This window comes from Methylobacterium sp. 77 (assembly GCF_000372825.1).
GTDB lineage: Bacteria > Pseudomonadota > Alphaproteobacteria > Rhizobiales > Beijerinckiaceae > Methylobacterium.
The window spans coordinates 2629258-2644576 of record NZ_KB910516.1 but is presented as its reverse complement, the minus strand read 5'-3'; the positions used below and the strand labels follow the sequence as shown (position 1 = coordinate 2644576).

The window sequence follows — 15319 nt, the reverse complement described above, 5'->3', positions numbered from 1 at the left end:
GACGCCGGCACTGCAATGGACGGGGATTATGAAGAGCAAACGGACGACCCTTGTCCACCTCATCTACTTCTCACGCCTGAACCTCGCCGCCGATGCCGCGGGCCGTACCCGTCAGCTCGGCGAGATCACGAGACAGGCGCAGAAGAAGAACGAATTTTCGGTCATCACCAGCTTCCTGCTGGTGGAGCAGAATTTCGCGGCCCAGATCATCGAGGGCGAGCGCACCTCGGTGAACGACACGTTCGGACGGATCAGCAACGATTCACGGCATCGCGACGTCCAGATCGTCGAGTGGCGGGAGATCGTGAAACGCGAATTCGTCAACTCGTTCGTGACCGCCGTCCGCGGACCCGTGAACGACGCCACCTTCCAGAAATCCGGTCTCCTGCCGATGTTTCAGCGCGGCACGCCGAAAGCCGCGGCGATCCACGCCCTCGCCGTCGCCCTGCAGGCCGAATCCATGTCGAAGCAGGGCATCGACCATCTCTTCGTGTGAAACCTCGTCCGTCACTGTCCCTGATGCCGACCATCCGGCCCTGAGCCTCGAAAGCCCATGAGCGAGACGCCACCGATCCTGATCGTCGACGATCAGGAGAAACTGCTGAAGCTGGTCATCCTCCTGATGACGCGGATCGGTTTCCCCGACGTCGACGGCGTCACCAGCGGAGTCGACGCGCTGGAACGCATGCGCGAGCGTAAATATGCCCTGGTCATCTCCGACCTGATGATGGAGCCGATGGACGGGCTCACGCTCTTGCGCGAGATCCGTGGAAACGACGTGTTGATGAACACGCCCTTCATCCTCACCGAGACCTCGTTCGATTTCGAGGACATCAACCTGGCCCACCAAGCCGGTGCCGATGCCTTCATCCTGAAGCCGTTCGATATGTCCGTGCTCAAATCGAAGCTGAAACAGGTGATCAACCGTAAGCCGCGCCGCCGTGAGGCTCCGCTTGCCACCGAATCGACGTTGAGCGTCGACTTCCCGATGCTCGGCAAGTTCTGATCATCCCGCCGGCGCGAGTCGACGGCGCCGCATTCACGTCACTACGAGCCGCTTGTAGAGGTGCCACGTAGCGTGTCCGAGGATCGGCATCGCCACGGCGAGGCCGATGAAGAGCGGGATCGAGCCGACGACGAGCATCGCCGCGACGATGCATCCCCAGGTGATCAACGTGCGCGGGTTGCGCCGGAACGCATCGAGAGAGGTCTCGACAGCTGTAAGTGCATCGACATCCCGGTCGACCATCATCGGCATGGACACGATGCTGGTCGCGAGCACGATGAGTGCGAAAGCGAATCCGACCCCGGTGCCGAGCGCCATCAAGGCCCACCCCCGCGATGACGTCAGCACGTCGGTGATGAAGGCAGTGGGAGTGGCGGGCACGTCCGCGCCATAGAGCGCCCAGAACAGGCCTTGGGCCGACAGCAGCCAGGCGACGAAGACGATCGCCAGGACGAGCCCCATAGTGGCGAGCCCGGTCGACGTCCGGCGGCTCAAGCTTCTGAAGGCGGCGTTCCAGCCCGTGTCCCGGCCGCTATGGCGTCGCCGGCTGAGCTCGTAGAGGCCGACGGCCGCGAATGGCCCGATCAGCGCGAATCCCGACGCGAGCGGGAAGATCATCGGCATGAGATCCGCACCGAAGGCGGTGAGGGCGATGAAGAGGCCGACGAGAGGATAGATCAAGCCGAGAAACAGGACGTGGGTCGGCATGGCGAGAAAATCGTCGACGCCGAGCGACAGGGCGGCCTTCAGATCGGCGGCCCCGATCTCGCGCACGGGCAGGGGAGTGGTGACACGGCGGGACGAGGTGATGGGAAACGTCGTCATCGATCGAAGCCTCCGAGATGAAGCTCACGACGCCGGCCGGGCCTTGATACGCATGCTCGCGCGTGACGGCGCCGAAAGCAGTATCCAGACAAGTAAGGCCCGATCTCGAAAAATGTCCATGGCCGTCATGGGGTCAATACCGAAGACATCGCGACGTTTGTCATCGTCTCAACGCGGATCTCAGCCGGGTCTCGCATTCGTGCGATTGCTCCGGGTCGTTGATTGGCGCGGATTTATTCGACGACCAGTGTCGCGTTCTCGGAAACCAGTATCGAACCAGGAGGTCGAGGTTGTGCGATGATCCCGCTCGAAGGCTGGCCATCCGAGAGGATCGGACTCGGTCCGGGACGACGCTCAGGCTTGCGGCATCCGTATCCGACTCAATCGAGAGCTCGCGCCATTGCGACGAAACCCGCCACCGGGACCTCCTCCGCACGGGCAGTCTCGGCTATGCCCGCCGCGTCGAGCAGGCGCCCGGGGTCCGGTGTCGCGGCTTTCAGGCTCTGCCGCAGCATCTTGCGGCGCTGGCCGAATGCGGCCCGTGTGACGCGCTCGAGGGATCCCACCGAGCAGGGGAGGGGCTCCCTCCTCGGCTTGAGATGGACCACGCTCGACGTCACCTTCGGCGGCGGTACGAAGGCCGAGGGAGCGACGTCGAACAGGATATGCGCTTCGGTGCGCCAGCCGCAGAGGACACCGAGACGACCGTAATTGGCCCTGTCGGATTCGTCGGCGACGATCCGCTCGGCGACCTCGCGCTGGAACATCAGGGTGAGGGATTCCCACCAGGGTGGCCACACCGCCTCCGTCAGCCATCCGGTCAGCAACGGCGTTCCGACATTGTAGGGAAGGTTGGCGACGATCCGGACCGGCCCGTCGCCGACGAGCGGACGTGGATCGAACTTCAGCGCATCGGCATCGACCACATCGAGGCGGCCCGGATAATGCGCGGCGATCTCCGCGAGCGCCGGCAGGGCGCGGGGATCCCGCTCGATCGCGACCACGCGGGCGGCGCCCGCCGAGAGCAGGGCGCGCGTCAGGCCGCCTGGACCCGGACCCACCTCCACCACCGTGACCCCGTCGAGGGGACCGGCGGCACGGGCGATGCGCCCGGTGAGGTTGAGATCGAACAGGAAGTTCTGTCCGAGTGCCTTCTTCGGCGCGAGATCGTGCTTCAGCACCACATCGCGCAGCGGGGGAAGTCCGTCGTCGCTCAAGTCCGTCGCCCGGCAAGTCTGGCGGCGAGCCGCAATGCGCCCATGAGGCTGTCCGGCCGTGCCACGCCCTTGCCCGCGATGTCGAAGGCCGTGCCGTGGTCGGGCGAAGTCCGAATGAAGGGAAGCCCGAGGGTCACGTTCACACCATCGTCGAAGGCGATCGTCTTGATCGGGATCAGAGCCTGATCGTGCGTCGGTGTCAGCGCGACGTCATAGGCCGCGCGGGCTCGGGGATGGAACAGGGTGTCCGCCGGGAGCGGTCCTCTGATGTCGATCCCCTCATCCTGAAGCTGCGCGACCGCGGGTTCGAGGACGTCGCGGTCTTCCGTGCCCATCGTGCCGGCCTCGCCCGCATGGGGATTCAGCCCCGACAGGACGAGACGGGGACGGGCGATCCCGAAGCGCTCCCTCAGGTCGTGCGCCACGATGCGTGCCGTGCGGACGACGAGGTCCTGGGTCAACAATTCGGGCACCCGCCTGAGGGCGACGTGGATGGTCACCGGGACCACGGCCAGGGTCTCGCTCCACAGCATCATGACGGCGAGAGGCGCGGCCTCGCCGGGCTCCACCGACAAGGCCCCGAGGAACTCCGTATGGCCGGGATAGGCGAAGCCGACGCTGGTCAGGACGTATTTCGCGATCGGATTGGTGACGAGGGCGATGGCCTCGCCCGACCGAACGAGGCCGACCGCCGTGGTGATCGATTCGAGCGTGGCGCCGGCATCCGCCGCATCGGGCCGTCCCGCCACCGCACCGACACGGGTGCCGCTCGGCAGTGGCATCACCGGAAATGCGCGGGGAAAAACCTCGACCGCGACATCGGGACCGACTTCGGCCACGGGAACCTGGAGGCCGAGGCTGCTCGCCCTCGCTTCGATGAAATCGGGATCGCCGACGAGGAAGAACGGGGGCAGCCCGACGCCTTCGTCACGCGCCAGCCAAGCCATGAGCGCGATCTCAGGCCCGATACCGGCCGGATCGCCCATGGTGAGGGCGATGGGTCTGTGCAGCGTCATCGCCTGTTTCGGTCTTCGCGCGCGTGTGCGGCCGGTCTGGTGCCCGACCTCACCGGGCCGCCGCGATGCCGTCGGCCGTGGCCGCAACGTTGACGTTCTGGCGCAGGTCGACCTCGCCGAGCGTCTTCAGTTCGACGCGCAGCAGGACGGTGCGGTTGCGCTCGGTGACACCGAGAGCGGCCGCGGTCGGAGAGACGATGTAGTTGAGCGAGAAGGTGGTGCATTCGTCCTGATAGCCGCCGCCCACGCTCAATCCGGCGAGATAGGCCCGGCCGGGATTGGTATAGACCGGTGCCGCGCCGACAGGGTTCGAAAGATAGGCGGTATAGGCATTAGCATAGGTGTCGCGCACGTCGATGTAATGGGTGAGGTCGACGAGTGCGGAGCCCGTGACGAACCAGTTCGGGGTGATGTGATAGGTGGCCGTCGCCGTCAGGCCTTCCCTGCGGTTGTTGAAGCCGAGCTGCGGCTGCGCGTCGTAGTAGGAATAGAACATCGACAGATCGATGGGCGCGAAGGGAGCGAGCCGTGCGATCACGCCCGTCTCCATGCGGTTGACGGAGAAGTCACGCTGCTCGAACCGAGCACGGGTGATGAAGGTGATGTTCTGGTTCGGCGACAGCTGGAAACGTCCGACGTAATCGGATTCGCGCCGCTCCAGACCGGAATCGAGGCCGACATTGGCGATATCGCCGCGCCGGAACGAATTGACGCCGGCGACCTGAATGGACTCGCCGAACATCACGTTCGCGTACCAGCCCGACGGCGTCACCACAGAATACTGCGCGCCGAGATTGGTGCGGACGCCGCCTTCCACGCGGTCGTAGCCCGAGAACTTGTCCCATTCGAACAGGGACGTATCGTCGAAGACGAGGCTCTGCGCGTCTTCGTTGGGCAGGCGCCCGATATGCGTCTCGCTCGGCCTGATGACGACCTGTGCGATCGGCTCCAGCGTATGGACACCGAGCGGACCGAAATTGCTCACGAACGGATAGCGGTAATCGAGGCCGACCGCGGGCATGATGCGGCCCGAGAAGTCCGAATCCGTGGTGCTGATCGTCTGTGCGAGGGCGTTCTGATAGCCAGAATTCTTCGGGTCGACGAAGAACGCGTCCGTGCGGAGATAGGCGAAGGGCGTGAAGACCTGTCCGACGTCGTCGATGAAGCTCCGGCGCCAGGACAATTGCGCGGATGCGCGCGTGTTGCTCCCCGCCAGACCGCGGATGATGCAGGTGTTGCGGTTGAAGGTCGTGCAGGTCTCGTAGAGCGGATAGGTCACCCCGTTGACCGTGGGATTGTAGAGGTACGAGCCCGTGCGCGGGATGCCCTGGAAATCCGTGGCTTCACGATCGAGATGGGTGATGTTCGCCTCGAACCGCACTTCACCGCCCAGGAATCCGGGACCGTTGATGCGTTTGTCGTAGTCGATCACCGGCGCGACGATCGGCTGTTCCTTCTGCCAGTCGTAGCTCGACAGGCCCTTGAAATAGTAGGCGCGCGCCTCGAACCATGAGCGGTCGCCCTGGCCGATCAGGTAGGCGGTCGACACCGCTTCACGGAAGTAATCCGTCGTGATGTTCGAGTTGCGGATGCGATAATTGTCGAGGAACCATTTGTCCGTGACGCCGACCACGTCCCAGCCGGTGCGCCAGCGGTCGTTGAGGTAGAACTGACCCTTGGATTCGATCGCGCCGCGGAAGTCGCGGTCGCCCGCACCGAGCGGGCCGGGCAGGAAGGCGCTGGGTGTCGTCTGGAAGATGCCGCTGGCACGAACCAAGTACGTTCCGGTCTCCAATCGATGCCGGATCTCGCCCTGACCGAGAAGACCCTGATTGCTCAGGAAGGCCGGAGACAGGGTGATGTCGAAATTCGGCGCGACGTTGATGAAGAACGGCGTCGAGACACCGCGACCGAGGGCGGTCGAGGTGATGAAGCGCGGGGTGAGGAAGCCGGTCTTGCGTTTCACCGTCGGGTCCGGCGCTTCGAAATAGGGCAGGTAGCCGACGGGGATCCCGGCCAGTTCCAGGACCGATTCCTCGAACGAGATGATGTGGGTCTCGTTGTTGTGGATGATCTTGGCGGCGCGCACCTGCCAGAGCGGCGGCGTCTCGGGATGGTTCTTACACGGCTCGCAGGCGGTGTAGGTGCCCGACTCGAAGGTCGTCTGCTCGCCGTCCACCCGTTCGCCGCGCGGCGCCGAGAAGCGGGTGCGGACGGGTTGACCGTGCATCTCGACGGATTGCTGGATGCGCAGGGCGTCGACGAAACCGTTCTTGAAGTCGTCCGTCAACTCCATCGTATCGCCGGTCACGACCGCACCGGTCTCGTCGGTGAGGCGGACGTTGCCTTCGGCGAAAACGCGGCTGCTCGCCCGGTCGTATCGGACGCGGTCGGCCTGGAGGATGCGCGGTCCGTAATGCAGCTCGGCGTTGCCGCGAGCCGTCACGGTGTTGTTGTCGTTGTCGTAGATCAGCTCGGCCGCCTCGACGAGGAGACGCTCCGCGGGCTTCCCCGTCGGCGCCGGTTGCGCGGGCGCCTTGCGCGCCGCAGCCGCCCGGGGCTGGCCCGGACCGTTCCGTGCAGCCGATTGCGCATTCGCTCCATCGGAGGCGAGCGCGAGCGCAGCACCTGAGACGAGCGCCAGGAGCCTGGCGAGCTTCGCGATGTCGGAGACTTTACGCAACCCGTGTCCCAACCTCTGCCTCGGCCTCGTTTCGCGTCCCGTCATCGGCAACGGCATCAGCCGTCCTCCTGATAGAGAAGCGTAAGCGTACCGAGAAGACTCCCTACCACGGCCGGGAACCATGCTGCCACCGGTGGCGACACGATCCCTGATGCGCCGAGGCTCTCCATGACCTGCCGAGCGACGTAGAGGATGAACCCCGCCGCCACACCGCCGAGCACAAGCTTGCCCACTCCACCAAAGCGGAAGAACCTTAAGGAAACGCTGGCTGCCACGAGCACCATGGCAACGAAGAGAATGGGCCTCGCCATGAGGACATCATACTGGAGTCGGTAGCGCGTCGCATCCAACCCAGCCCTCTCCGTTCGTGCGATGGTGTCGGTCAGTTGCCAGAAAGGCACAGATTCGGGAGGCGTGAAGCGCTGCCTCACCTGACCCGGGTCGAGATTCGAGGCGAGGAGGTAGGTGTCGAAGCTCTCGGGAGCCGTTCCCTTGGTGAGCAGCCGCGCATCCTGCAGGCTCCAGTAGCCGTCATGCAGGGTCGCCCGCGCGGCCTCGATCTGCGACAGGAAAACACCGGTGTCGTCGAACGTGTAGACCGAGACTCCCGCCAGGGTGGTGGTGCCCTCGATCGCCGTTCCGGCCCTGAGGATCGCTTGTCCGTCGAGACTGTTCTGGCGGATCCACAAGTCCTTGCCGGTGTTCAATTTCGTTGATTTCGTGAAGATCTTGGCTTCGATCTCGGTGGAGCGCTGTTTCATCGCTGCGGAGACGGGATTGTAGATTCCCACCGCGAAGGCTCCGACGGCGAGGGCCACCATGATGCCCGGCTGAAGGAACTGCCAGGCCGAGATACCGGCGGCTCGCGCCACCACGAGTTCCAGCTTGCGTGACAGCTGGAGAAGGGCCGCCATGGAACCGAACAGGATCGCGAAGGGCAGGACACCCTCGGCCACCGCCGGCGTCCGGTAGAGCGAGAGCTGGGCCATCAAACTTGTGGATGCGCCCTCCGTGTCGCCCGCTCGCCGCAGCAGCTCGACGAAATCCAGGGTGTAGACGAGCGCGAAGACGGTGATGAAGACGCCGAGCACCGTACGCAGGAAGCGCATGGCGAAGTAGCGGCCGAGGGTGAAGCCGATCATCATGGCGGCGGCCTCAACCGTCGCCGAGGCGCGGCCGGCGCAACAAGGCGCGGCCGACATTCGAAAGGTTCTTGGCCACGCGCGCGTTCCAGTCCCTGACCACCGCTCCGTTGAAGACGATCATGCAGGAGATGGCCAACGCCAGGGCGGGGGCGGCGTAGATCGCGATCACGGCGCCCTGGCTCCGCACGGCCGCGCTGCTGGCGGCAAAGCCGGCGATGCGCAGCACGATGACGGCGATGACGGCTCCCGCCACCGCCAGGCCGCGCCCCTGACGCGTGGTGCGCGGATCACCGAGGGCGGCGAAGGCGATGAGCGTCAGGGCTAGGGGGTAGAGCCATGCCGAGAGCCGGTCGTGAACCTCGGCACGGAAGCGCCCCTTCTGCGACTGATAATAGGTCTCGGTCGTGTCGGGGAAGAGGAGCTGCGCGGTCGACCGCTCGCGCGGCTTGTAGACGGTCTCGGCGTCCGGGGGCGTGAAGGCGGCGAGATCTACCGTGTATCGCTCGAAGGTGATGATTGAAGAATCCCGCGAATCCTTCTGCTGCCGGTGGATGCTGCCCTTCTCCAGGGCAAGGTAGCTCTGACCCTCGTAATCGACCGCCTGTCCCTGCTCGGCGAGATAGACCACCGTCTTTCCGGCCTCCCGCTTGTCCTGGATGAAGATGCCCTGCAGCGTTCCGCCGGGGCCGCGCTCGCGGAAATGGAAGGTGATCCCGCTGTCGAGCTCGGTGAACTGGCCCTCCTTCACCACATTGGAGATGAAGTCGCCGCGCACGCGCGTGAGCACATCGCGCAGTTCCTGGAACGACGAGGGCATCACCTGAATCGTGAGGAAGGCGACGCCCGCGCTCACGATCAGGCCGAGCGTGAGGAATGGGCGAAGAATGCGCCGCGGCTGCATGCCGGCGGCGGACATGACGATGAGTTCGGAATCGCCGTTCAACCGGTTCAGGGCATAGACCACGGCGATGAACAGGGCCACTGGGGCGATCACGGTGATCAGCGTCGGCACCGAGAGGCCGGTGATCAGGAAGAAGATGATGAGGGTCTGGCCCTTGGCCGTGATCAGGTCGAGTTCACGCAGGGCCTGGGTCACCCAGATCGTGCCCGTGAGGCCGATCAGGCAAGCGAGGAAGGCCCCGGCCACGATCCTGAATATGTAGCGCTCGATCTGCGTCATCGGATCTCGTGGCGGGCCATACGCACAGCTTCCCTGAGAAGCTTCCCTCGGGCCGTCCTCATGCCCCCCGGCATCGCGCCCGTCCACCGATGTCAGACGCTTTGGGGCGCTTCAAATCGGGCGGTTTCGCGGCAGCGGGATCGCGTTGCGTTCTTCGCCTCAACGGGTACACAGGGACCATCGCGGCGCTGCGTGCTGAGCCGCACGGACCATTCCAAACCTTCGGAAAGCTTGACTTATGGCGGACGGTATCACGATCGCATTCGGGCCGCTCGGCGCGGTCGGCCAGGGCGACATCGTACTCTTCGTCGGCGACGATCTGGCCCTCTCACCCGCCGTCGCGCAGGCCGTCGGCCGCACCGCGTCCGACTTGGTGGCGCGTGCCGCCGCGAGCGAGCGCTTCAAGGGCAAGTCGTTGACCGCGCTGGCGCTTCCTGCACCCGCCGGGCTCGATGCCGACCGCCTCGTCGTCATCGGTCTGGGCTCCGAGAAGGACCGCGCCAAGATCGACTGGCCGGCGCTCGGCGGCTTTGCCGCGAGCAAGGTCAGCGGCCGCAACGCCCACGTGGCTCTGGATTGGCCCGGCTCCTCGGTGAGCCCGACGAACGCCGCCGATTTTGCCCTCGGCGCCCGCCTGCGCCTCTACAGCTTCGACCGCTACAAGACCAAGAAGAAGCCGGAGGGCGAGGAAGGCCGCGTGACCGCGCTGACCCTCATGGTGGCCGATCCGTCGGCGGCCGAGGCCGCCTCCAAGGTCTCCGAGTCAGTGGCCGGCGGCGTGCTGCTCGCGCGTGAACTCGTGAACGAGCCGCCGAACGTGCTCTATCCCGAGGAGTTCGCACGCCGTGCCGAGGAACTGACCAAACTCGGTGTGGAGGTCGAGGTTCTCGGTCCCGGCAAGCTCGAGGCGCTGGGTATGGGCGCCCTTCTCGCGGTCGCGCAGGGTTCCACCCGGGAAGCCCGCGTCGTGGTGATGCGCTGGAACGGGGGCACCGACCCGGCGGAGGCGCCGATCGCCTTCATCGGCAAGGGCGTGTGTTTCGATTCCGGCGGTATCTCGATCAAGTCCGCCGGCGGCATGGAAGACATGAAGGGCGATATGGGCGGTGCCGCCTGCGTCGTCGGGACGATGTTCGCGCTGGCCTCGCGCAAGGCGAAGGTCAACGCCATCGGCGCCATCGGCATCGTCGAGAACATGCCGGATGGCGGCGCCATGCGACCCGCCGATATCGTCACCTCCATGTCGGGCCAGACGATCGAGATCATCAATACCGATGCGGAGGGACGCCTCGTCCTCGCCGACGTGATCTGGCACGTGCAGAGCGCCTACAAGCCGAAATTCATGATCGACCTGGCGACGCTGACCGGAGCGATCATCGTCGCGCTCGGCCAGGACATCGCCGGCATGTTCTCGAATGACGATGCCCTCTCCGCCAAGATCACTGCCGCCAGTGAGGCGACAGGCGAGGCGGTGTGGCGGATGCCGCTGATTCCCGCCTACGACAAGGCCATCGATTCGAAGTTCGCCGACATGAAGAACACCGGCGGCCGCCATGGCGGTGCCGCCACCGCTGCGTCCTTCATCAAGCGCTACGTCAACGACGTGCCGTGGGCGCATCTCGATATCGCTGGCGTCGCGATGTCGTCGAGCCCGAGCGAGATCAACCGGAGTTGGGGAGCCGGTTGGGGCGTTCGCCTCCTCGATCGGCTCGTGCGCGACAATTACGAAGCATGAGGCCATCCGGCGGCGCGTCTGTCGCTTTTCCCTTTGCGGCAGCCCTTCCTTTGGCTGCGGCGGCGCTTGCGGTCTGTGCGACCGCAAGCGCCGGGCTGAGCCAGGCTTCGGCGCTGCCGCCAGAGGTCCAGGCCCGGTTCTACGGGTTCTTCCTCAATGGTTACCCGCTCTTCGCCTTCGCCCTGGTCTACGCCCTGGCGCGGATCGTCGTGATGGCGACGACGAGCATCGCATCCCCTATCAGGCGCGTCCTGGGCGCTCTGGTCGGAATCGGTCTGCTCGTCGCGCTCAGCCTGCATCCGACCTTCGGCGGTCTCGTCCTACGGGCAGGGTTCGCAACCGGCGGAATGACCTTCCTCACCTACCAGCCGATGAGTGCCGCCTACGCCGTCGGTGCCGCCGCTTCGGCCTTCGTATTCGGCTCGGCACTGGCGGTCAGCCGCCTGCTTATCGGTGGCAGCGCTCCTCCGGCGTCCTGGAGACGGCGGATGGGCTTTGGGCTCTACAGAGGCGTCGGGGCCTTCCTCGCGCTTTGGTTCGCCTTCGCGGTGATCGGGGCAGCCCATATGGCCGGCTTTGGCCCATGGCCCCGTCGCGCCATGTCGGCGAGCGAAGCAGGATTGGCCCTTTCCCTCGTCGTCGCCGGCTTTCTTCCCCACGCCATCCTGATCTGGCTGGTGCTTCGGGCGAAACCTCGACAAGCATCGTTTGCGGCTTGATCCCGTGCTCGGGATACCGGAAAGATAGTTTATATGTGAACGAAGGTGGCGCTAAGCCGCCGCGGGCATCAGAGGGAGGATCGCGATGATCCAAGGCATGGCCCAAGGGCCGGTTTCCGCGCGCCCATGGCTCTCCATGTATCCGCCCGGCATGCCGGGCGAGATCGACGTCGCGAACCAGGGTACGCTCGTCGATCTCCTGCGCGCCGGCACGGAACAATGCGCGACGCGGCCGGCGATCCGATGCTTCGGCAAGTCGATCACCTATGCCGAGCTCGGCGCCTCCGGCGATGCGATCGCGGCATGGCTGATCGCGCAGGGATTCGCGAAGGGCGACCGGATCGCGATCATGATGCCGAACGTGCCGGCCTATCCGGCGGCGATCTATGGAATCCTGATGGCCGGTTGCGTCGTCGTGAACGTCAACCCGCTCTACACCCCGCGCGAACTGACGGCACAGATCAACGATTCCGGCGCGCGAGCCCTCTTCGTGCTGGAGAATTTCGCCCACACCGTCGCCGGCGCGCTGGCCGATATCGCCCTCGAACGGATCGTCATCGCAGGACCCGGCGACGGGCTCGGCTTCAAGGGGCGGATCATCAACCTCGCCTCCCGCCACGTCAAAAAGGCGGTGCCCGCCTATGACTTGCCGGCCGCGAAGACGGTGCGTTTCGAGGCCGTGGTGCGTCACGGGCGCGGACTGCCGAAATCGGTGGTCCCGGTCGGGCCGCAGGATCTGGCGTTCCTGCAATATACCGGAGGCACGACGGGGGTCGCCAAGGCTGCGATGCTGACCCACGCGAACATCGTCGCCAATGTGGCGCAGTGTCGGGTCTGGTTCTGCGTATCCCAGGCCGACCATGTCGACCGTGTGATGGTGACGGCGCTGCCGCTGTATCACATCTTCGCACTGACCGGATGTTTCTTCCTCTTCATGAACATCGGCGGATGCTGTCTGCTGATTCCCAATCCCCGCGACGTGGACGGGTTCGTGAAGACCTTGAAGAATAACCGCTTCACTCATTTTTCGGGTGTGAACACGCTCTTCAATCTGCTCAACAACCATCCCCGCATTAACGAGGTGGATTTCTCCGCGATCCATTTCGTGATCGCCGGCGGTATGGCCGTCCAGGCGCCGGTCGCAGCGAAGTGGAAGTCGATCACGGGCAAGTCCATCGTCGAGGGCTACGGGCTCTCCGAAACTTCCCCCGTAGTCTGCGTGAACATACCTGACGTGGAATGGACCGGCACGATCGGCTTTCCGGTGCCCTCCACCGATGTCGCGATTCGCGATCCCGACGGAAAGGATGTCCGTCCGGGCGAGCCGGGCGAACTCTGCGTGCGCGGACCGCAGGTCATGGCCGGCTACTGGAAGCGGCCGGACGAGACCGCGCGGGCCACGACGAGCGACGGCTACTTCCGGACCGGCGACGTCGCGGTCTTTCAGGCGGATGGTCAGGTCCGCATCGTAGACCGGATGAAGGACATGATCCTGGTCTCGGGCTTCAATGTCTATCCGAACGAGGTGGAGGAGATCCTGGTCGGCCATCCCGGCGTGCTCGAATGCGCCGTGGTGGGGACGCACTGCGAGGAGACCGGCGAGATGGTCGTCGCGCATGTGGTGCTCAAGGATAAGAGCGTCGGCATCGAAGCGTTGCGCGCCTACGCGCGCTCGCAGCTCACCGGCTACAAGGTGCCTCGGCGCGTCGTCTTCCACGAGACGTTGCCGAAGACCAATGTCGGAAAGGTGCTGCGTCGTGCGCTGCGCGACGAGGCGCCGCGGGCGTGAGCCCTGCCGCACCGTAACCTGCGACGGTTTCTCGCCGAATGGTGACGGTCGGCCGTGCTTGCGCGACGGACCGGCGGGACCGATGTTCCAGGGATAGGGCCGCCTCGCGCGCGGCAACCGGCTTTTGCTCGAGGACACCAAATGTACATCAAGCGCCAACGCGGTTGGGAAATGCCGGAGCGCCTGGCTACCCCGGAGAGTGTGTTCCTGAATCGTCGCGCGCTGCTCGGTGGTGCTGCAGGCCTCGCGGCGACGTCTCTGGTCGGCGTCGAAGGCGCATTCGCCGCTGCCGATCCGACGAGCGGCCTCTACCCGGCCGCGCGCAACGACGCCTACACCCTCGACCGGCCGCTGACGCCGGAGAAGTTCTCCGCAGAGTACAATAATTTCTACGAGTTCGGCACCTCGAAGACCGTGCTTCCAGCAGCGTACGCGCTCAAGACCCGACCCTGGACGATCAAGATCGACGGCCTCGTGGAAAAGCCGCTCGAACTCGGAATCGACGATCTCGTCCGCAAGATGGCTTTGGAGGAACGGCTCTACCGCCATCGTTGCGTCGAGGCGTGGTCGATGTCGGTGCCCTGGACAGGCTTCCCGTTGTCGAAGCTGGTGGCGCTGGCAAAACCCGCATCGGGTGCGAAGTACGTGCGTATGGAGACGTTCATGGACAAGTCCATGGCGCCGGGCCAGCGCTCGTTCCTCTACCCCTGGCCCTATGTCGAGGGGTTGACGATGGAGGAGGCGAACAACGATCTCGCCTTCATCGCCACCGGTGTCTACGGCAAGCCGCTCGCCAACCAGTTCGGCGCACCGATTAGGCTGGCGGTGCCCTGGAAATACGGGTTCAAGTCGGTCAAGTCGATCGTGAAGCTGTCATTCGTCGCCGAGCGCCCGAAGACCTTCTGGGAAGGCCTGCAGGCGTCGGAATATGGGTTCTGGGCCAATGTGAACCCGGCCGTGCCGCATCCGCGTTGGAGCCAGGCGACGGAACGCGTGCTCGGCACCGACCAGCGAGTCCCGACGCTGATCTACAACGGCTATGGCGAACAGGTCGCCGGGCTCTACAAGGGCTTGGAGAACGAGCGCCTTTTCGTTTAACGACGCGGTTCGCTAGTAGGTCCAGCGCTGGGCTTTCGCGACGAGGAAGTCCCGAAACGCCTGTACGCGAGCGACCGAACGCATCTCCTCGGCATAGACGAGGTAGCTCTCCATATGCGGCATCTCTGCCTCGCGCATGACCTGCACGAGGTCGGTCTGACCCTCGACCGCGTAATCGGGCAGGATGCCGATGCCGGCGCCCGTCTCCATCGCCTTCTGCAAGGCGGCGATGTTGTTGACCGTGAAGTGGATCGGGCGCCGTTCCAGCCCCTCGCGGCCGACCGTCGAGAGCCAGTGGGTCGCCAGAAGGTAGGACGGTTCGTTCCCGCCGAAGGAGACGAGGCGGTGGTTGTCCAGATCCGCGATGGATTTCGGCTCGCCGAACCTCTTCACGTAATCGGCCGAGGCGAAGGCGTGATAGTGGACGGTGAAGAGACGCCGCTGGATCAGGTCGGGTTGGGCCGGGCGCCGCATCCGAACCGCCACATCGGCCTCGCGCATGGCGAGATCGAGTTCCTCGTTGGTCAGGATCAGCTCGACGCGGACATCGGGATAGAGGTCGAGAAACTCGGCGACCCGTTGGGCCAGCCAGGATGTGCCGAGTCCCGTCGTGGTCGTCACCTTGAGATCGCCGCTCGGCCGCTCGCTCGTTTCCACGAGCCGCGCCCTGGTGTTTTCCAGCCGCAGCTTCATGTCTCTCGCCGCCCGGAACAGCAGGTCGCCCTGCTCGGTCAGGATCAGGCCACGGGCATGCCGGTGAAAGAGCGGTGCCTTCAGTTCCCGCTCGAGCGCGCTGATCTGGCGACTCACTGCCGATTGACTCAGGCCGATATCGTCGCCCGCGCGGGTGAAGCTGCCAGCCTCGGCGACATTGAGGAAGATTCGGATCTTGTCCCAGTCCACGGC

13 protein-coding genes are annotated in these 15319 nt (G+C 65.1%); 6 read left to right on the top strand and 7 right to left on the bottom strand.

Annotated features, from left to right (window positions below):
• Positions 1–28 precede the first annotated feature (28 nt).
• Entirely contained in the window at positions 29–496 is a 468-nt protein-coding gene (locus A3OK_RS0112520) for a BLUF domain-containing protein (RefSeq protein ID WP_019905219.1), read from the top strand.
• 57 nt (positions 497–553) lie between these two features.
• A complete protein-coding gene (locus A3OK_RS0112515) occupies positions 554–1006 on the top strand; it encodes a response regulator (protein WP_019905218.1) in 453 nt (150 codons plus the stop codon).
• A 33-nt stretch (positions 1007–1039) separates the two neighbouring features.
• Here A3OK_RS0112515 and A3OK_RS0112510 read toward each other — a convergent pair whose 3' ends face one another.
• From A3OK_RS0112510 to lptF, 6 genes are all read right to left on the bottom strand, one after another.
• On the bottom strand, positions 1040–1831 hold the full coding sequence (locus A3OK_RS0112510) for a DUF2189 domain-containing protein (protein WP_019905217.1): 792 nt from the start codon (positions 1829–1831) through the stop codon (positions 1040–1042).
• Between the two features lie 380 nt (positions 1832–2211).
• Entirely contained in the window at positions 2212–3048 is an 837-nt protein-coding gene (gene rsmA, locus A3OK_RS0112505) for a 16S rRNA (adenine(1518)-N(6)/adenine(1519)-N(6))-dimethyltransferase RsmA (protein WP_019905216.1), read from the bottom strand.
• A complete protein-coding gene (gene pdxA, locus A3OK_RS0112500; protein WP_019905215.1) occupies positions 3045–4064 on the bottom strand; it encodes a 4-hydroxythreonine-4-phosphate dehydrogenase PdxA in 1020 nt (339 codons plus the stop codon). The genes rsmA and pdxA overlap by 4 nt, the downstream gene beginning before the upstream one ends.
• 49 nt (positions 4065–4113) lie before the next feature.
• Entirely contained in the window at positions 4114–6792 is a 2679-nt protein-coding gene (locus A3OK_RS0112495; RefSeq protein ID WP_051093009.1) for an LPS-assembly protein LptD, read from the bottom strand.
• An 11-nt stretch (positions 6793–6803) separates the two neighbouring features.
• Positions 6804–7892, bottom strand: coding sequence for an LPS export ABC transporter permease LptG (lptG, locus tag A3OK_RS0112490; RefSeq protein ID WP_026597213.1), 1089 nt, complete (start codon positions 7890–7892; stop codon positions 6804–6806).
• A gap of 10 nt (positions 7893–7902) precedes the next feature.
• Positions 7903–9072 carry an LPS export ABC transporter permease LptF gene (gene lptF / locus A3OK_RS0112485; RefSeq protein ID WP_019905212.1) on the bottom strand — a complete coding sequence of 390 codons (1170 nt, stop codon included), beginning with the start codon at positions 9070–9072 and terminating at the stop codon, positions 7903–7905.
• Positions 9073–9310: 238 nt separating this feature from the next.
• Here lptF and A3OK_RS0112480 point away from each other — a divergent pair, with 238 nt between their 5' ends.
• The 4 genes from A3OK_RS0112480 to msrP all read left to right on the top strand — a co-directional run bounded on the left by A3OK_RS0112480 (position 9311) and on the right by msrP (position 14413).
• On the top strand, positions 9311–10807 hold the full coding sequence (locus A3OK_RS0112480; protein WP_019905211.1) for a leucyl aminopeptidase: 1497 nt from the start codon (positions 9311–9313) through the stop codon (positions 10805–10807).
• A 50-nt stretch (positions 10808–10857) separates the two neighbouring features.
• Positions 10858–11526: a hypothetical protein gene (locus tag A3OK_RS0112475; protein WP_196805437.1), complete on the top strand. Its 669-nt coding sequence runs from the start codon at positions 10858–10860 to the stop codon at positions 11524–11526.
• Between the two features lie 97 nt (positions 11527–11623).
• Positions 11624–13315, top strand: a complete 1692-nt coding sequence (locus tag A3OK_RS0112470) for an AMP-binding protein (protein WP_026597212.1) — start codon at positions 11624–11626, stop codon at positions 13313–13315.
• A gap of 141 nt (positions 13316–13456) precedes the next feature.
• The gene (gene msrP / locus A3OK_RS0112465) at positions 13457–14413 is read left to right on the top strand and encodes a protein-methionine-sulfoxide reductase catalytic subunit MsrP (RefSeq protein ID WP_019905208.1); all 957 of its coding nucleotides are present in this window, start codon (positions 13457–13459) and stop codon (positions 14411–14413) included.
• 12 nt (positions 14414–14425) lie between these two features.
• Here msrP and A3OK_RS0112460 read toward each other — a convergent pair whose 3' ends face one another.
• Positions 14426–15316, bottom strand: coding sequence for a LysR family transcriptional regulator (locus A3OK_RS0112460; RefSeq protein ID WP_026597211.1), 891 nt, complete (start codon positions 15314–15316; stop codon positions 14426–14428).
• Between the last annotated feature and the right edge of the window lie 3 nt (positions 15317–15319).

Coding starts and splice junctions, on each gene's coding strand:
- A3OK_RS0112495 (WP_051093009.1), bottom strand. CDS start 6,792: ATGACGGGACGCGAAACGAGGCCGAGGCAGAGGTTGGGACACGGGTTG.
- msrP (WP_019905208.1), top strand. CDS start 13,457: ATGTACATCAAGCGCCAACGCGGTTGGGAAATGCCGGAGCGCCTGGCT.
- A3OK_RS0112520 (WP_019905219.1), top strand. CDS start 29: ATGAAGAGCAAACGGACGACCCTTGTCCACCTCATCTACTTCTCACGC.
- A3OK_RS0112470 (WP_026597212.1), top strand. CDS start 11,624: ATGGCCCAAGGGCCGGTTTCCGCGCGCCCATGGCTCTCCATGTATCCG.
- A3OK_RS0112480 (WP_019905211.1), top strand. CDS start 9,311: ATGGCGGACGGTATCACGATCGCATTCGGGCCGCTCGGCGCGGTCGGC.
- pdxA (WP_019905215.1), bottom strand. CDS start 4,064: ATGACGCTGCACAGACCCATCGCCCTCACCATGGGCGATCCGGCCGGT.
- lptF (WP_019905212.1), bottom strand. CDS start 9,072: ATGACGCAGATCGAGCGCTACATATTCAGGATCGTGGCCGGGGCCTTC.
- A3OK_RS0112515 (WP_019905218.1), top strand. CDS start 554: ATGAGCGAGACGCCACCGATCCTGATCGTCGACGATCAGGAGAAACTG.
- A3OK_RS0112510 (WP_019905217.1), bottom strand. CDS start 1,831: ATGACGACGTTTCCCATCACCTCGTCCCGCCGTGTCACCACTCCCCTG.
- lptG (WP_026597213.1), bottom strand. CDS start 7,892: ATGATGATCGGCTTCACCCTCGGCCGCTACTTCGCCATGCGCTTCCTG.